This window comes from Endozoicomonas sp. (genome assembly GCF_031844845.1).
In the GTDB taxonomy this organism is placed as follows: Bacteria; Pseudomonadota; Gammaproteobacteria; order Pseudomonadales; family Endozoicomonadaceae; genus Endozoicomonas.
Map to the genome: position 1 here is coordinate 1 of NZ_JAVRMB020000415.1, position 3,534 is coordinate 3,534.

3 protein-coding genes are annotated in these 3,534 nt (G+C 40.1%); all 3 read right to left on the reverse strand.

What is annotated here, in order from left to right:
- Nucleotides 1–200: 200 nt before the first annotated feature.
- Nucleotides 201–1,781 carry a hypothetical protein gene (locus RM811_RS22855; protein ID WP_402528889.1) on the reverse strand — a complete coding sequence of 527 codons (1,581 nt, stop codon included), beginning with the start codon at nucleotides 1,779–1,781 and terminating at the stop codon, nucleotides 201–203.
- A gap of 451 nt (nucleotides 1,782–2,232) precedes the next feature.
- A complete protein-coding gene (locus tag RM811_RS22860) occupies nucleotides 2,233–2,595 on the reverse strand; it encodes a hypothetical protein (protein ID WP_402528891.1) in 363 nt (120 codons plus the stop codon).
- A 758-nt stretch (nucleotides 2,596–3,353) separates the two neighbouring features.
- Nucleotides 3,354–3,534: hypothetical protein (locus tag RM811_RS22865; RefSeq protein ID WP_402525595.1), on the reverse strand; the 181-nt coding region annotated here is incomplete at its 5' end.

Here is a 3,534-nt window from a genome sequence, read left to right on the forward strand (position 1 = left end):
CGCATCAGTGAAACCCGCGATATAGCCTATGGCCCAGTCGTTATACACCTTGTCTTTCAGTCTTCCCTTATCATCTTTAAAGAATATTTCGAGTGTTGAGAACAGTGTTGATACGGCCATGAAAGTGCTTAGATACCGGTCATCAGAATTGTAAATACGGCTAGGTTTTACCTCTCCGCTGGTCTTTTCTTTATATATTTCTAATCATTACCGTTTTTTTTATTTCCAACCTGCGACTTGCTGTCGCTGATGGATTTGTTAAGCATTTTGACGGCTGGATCAATGAATTCCAAGATGGATTGATCCAGCATATGACGATCGACTCTTATTTTCAATGCTCTGCCCGCTTTTTCGAACTCATCATCAGTGCATTCCATTAAATGATATGGTCGCACTGTATAACCATCTCTTTCATGAAGAATCTCAAACAACAACATGTAACAAGCTTGTTTTTCGGGTTTACCTCCAGCACTTAAAAGTTTAACATTTTTATAAAAATCATTATATAGATAATCAATAATCGGTCTATGTATTATAAATGGATTTTGATTCTCTGCCCATCCCATCTCTGGAGTGTTCACATGAAAGTCTTTAAAAGATTTTGTTAAATACATGCCCGCATGAAGAAAGTCATGTCGGTAACTGCAAAGGGGGGTAAAAATACCGCCATCCACCCTGGAAGCACCTTTTTCAACCTTCATCGTAAAAATTGGAGCCCTGAGTATTTTATTAAAGCTTTCACAACTTATCGAAAGAGTAGTAGGTAAAACTATACAGCTTTTATTGCAGGAAACTTCTTCAAAGTGATCATAGCTGGATGGTTCAACCTGTTCGTAAACCTCGGCCATAGTCATCTTATCCGGGAAATATGTAAATGCCAAATACGTAAAGCCTTTTCTGTTAGTTTTAATAGTAGAACACTCTTTTTTGACAGCATTTTCGGGTAATTCAGTTCTGCAACTGTCAGAATGGGAACTTTTATTTTGAGCTTTTTCCGTATGTCCACCATTGTCTGCAACAGAGCCCGTAAAGTCTCTATCAGCACTCATTTTATTATGCCATTTAAGTTTTTTGATTTTAAATCTCTTATTTAATACAAGTGACCAATATTCCTGTTTATCTTCATGCCAGTTAAAAGATTCACAAAAGCAAATCCTCTCGGGAAATTCTGCTATTGGTAAATCAGGCTTCAGCTTTCGAGTATAAATATAATAATCAAATAATGACATGACCTTGTAAATATGCCTGCTAACTTGCAGAGAAGGCAAACCCTTATCAATAAGCTCATCACAACGATTCTTAGCATTCAAGAGAACGAGCTTTTCGTCAGGAAAAATATCATCTTTTTGTTCGTACGCTTTTATAAACTCTTTTAGCTCTTCAATACAGGCTTTTAATTCATGGAATGAAAAATCATCACCACTCAACCTTCTTACGGCCAACTTCTTATATTCTTCAAAGGATGAGTTATTCAGTGTTTTGAATCGACATAATAAACTTTTCTCTGTAATAGCAGCTTCAACTGATTTTTTTCTTAACGGATCATTTTTTACTGGCGAAAATTCTTCCCCAGCAGCTAATCTGCCTATTTTTACGTTAGCAGCGGAAAACTCCCACTCCCCACTAACGCGTCTGCAACAACTAACGCGTCTGCAACAACCGGATATGGTATTCCAACAGCCATTATTGAATCCTGTATTGTTTAAAGATTCACCACTATTAACTACACCAGAGCCGACACCCGTTTGGACACGACAATGCGGTATTGAAGAAATGGGCATAATTGTTCTATTCCTTGTTCTACTCCCTTTTTATCGATATCTAAGTAGGTGATAGTTTGCTATCAAATGTTTTGACCTCTAGCTAAGGAATAAGTTCCAGCTCTTTTTAATGAACCTGGCAACACGATTGAATATTCCCATAACCGTTACCTAATAAATAAATAGCCTTGTTTGAACACTAAAGAATTAACTCTCTGTTATTGCCCAAACAGGGCAGGTTAGAGGGAATGAAATAAGAGGGTGCAGATGTATTATTCGGCTAATGATAAGCTGGGGGATGCCATGCACGCAGGACACCGAAGACTGAATAAAATCATAGCGCACTATTTGATGATGGCAATGATTATTCTTCCAGTACAAACTCAAGCCACATCAGAGGCAATGTCGAAAGCAGGTAAGGAGGCACAATCCTTTGCTAGTGAAACAGCGTCCTCTTTACGGGATAACTTTGTTACGAATAGTTCATAAACCAACAGTCAGTGAGTAACCGAATAGCTCTGTCAGACAATGTTTGTCGTACCGATTTCAACATCGCACATGCAATTTTGAGTTTGCTGGTATTACCTGATTTAGGCGATGGAAAAGCCATGACAGGAATAGCTGTGTATACCTTATCTGAAGCCCGATGAAAGGCGATCGCCAGATAGACCCAACACTGCCCAAGAATATACTGACTCTGGTTCTTTTTTCGACTGTGCTGATGATGTGTTCGACATGCTGGTGCATTTTCCGAGCAACGTTCAAGCGTCAGGTCATCAAGAATCGTGGAAAGAATCTGATCTTCAGGCGCTTTTGATGAGACTAGCAATGTCAACCGATACGCCAAACTTCGCCAGCGCCAATAGCCATGAGAAACCCTGTGGTGATAACTGCTCCAAACGTTTTCGTAACGGACCGCTAACAAGGCTTGAGTGAGAAACCCCTGGCCGGACAGCATGCCACCAATAAGTAATTCACAAAACGTTGGTGCAGCAAGTGATGATACTGATCCAGCTAAAAAGTCACATAAATAGCGAGTTCGCGCAGAATAGTTTTATGGTCTTCTGAGAGCATGACAACCGTCTCTATTGGGTTAGGTGACAGTTGGTTTAGCAGTTTTTATGTGGTTCTTGTGTACTTATAATTCTCTAAACTAGAGCAGTGAATTCACCACCAACTTATAAGTTATCCACATCTTTTCACAGCTTATCCACAGTTTTTGACAAAAAAAAGGTGAGTTACTCCGGAATTATGGTTTTACCACCATCCATGATCACTCTATCCTGAATATGGTATCTCAGACCTCATGCCAATACATTTTTCTCAACATCCTTACCAACCACCGTTGTTGGCGATAAACCGGCTAACAGTTACCACAATGCCACTGGCATCCGGGCAGGAGATAAGCAAACGATGGGTTCTTGTCATAGTACTACAGGCTGGTTTGATTTAGACGCTATTATAAGTGCCTTTCTGTTGATGCCTTTCCACTGATGCCTTTCCACTGATGCCTTTAAATTGTCCATATATGTCATTGAAACCCTGAAAAGGTCAGGGTGCGTCACTCTTGCCGCCACAACATTCACAGCCCAATTATGTTTCGTCCAGAAGCTTCGACCAATCCATGGTTTCGAGGTATTCCCGGTAGGCGATGCTTAGCAAAACTGGGGTAATGACTAAAGCGGAGGGGGAATTAAAAGCTTTCTTGATTCGGTCTGGGTTAAGAATTACACCGTCACTGTCGCCACTGCGATAACAAAAGCAGTCTTTCAAC

Excerpts from the sequence above, each read along its gene's own strand:
- RM811_RS22855 (WP_402528889.1), bottom strand. The coding sequence starts at position 1,781 with ATGCCCATTTCTTCAATACCGCATTGTCGTGTCCAAACGGGTGTCGGC.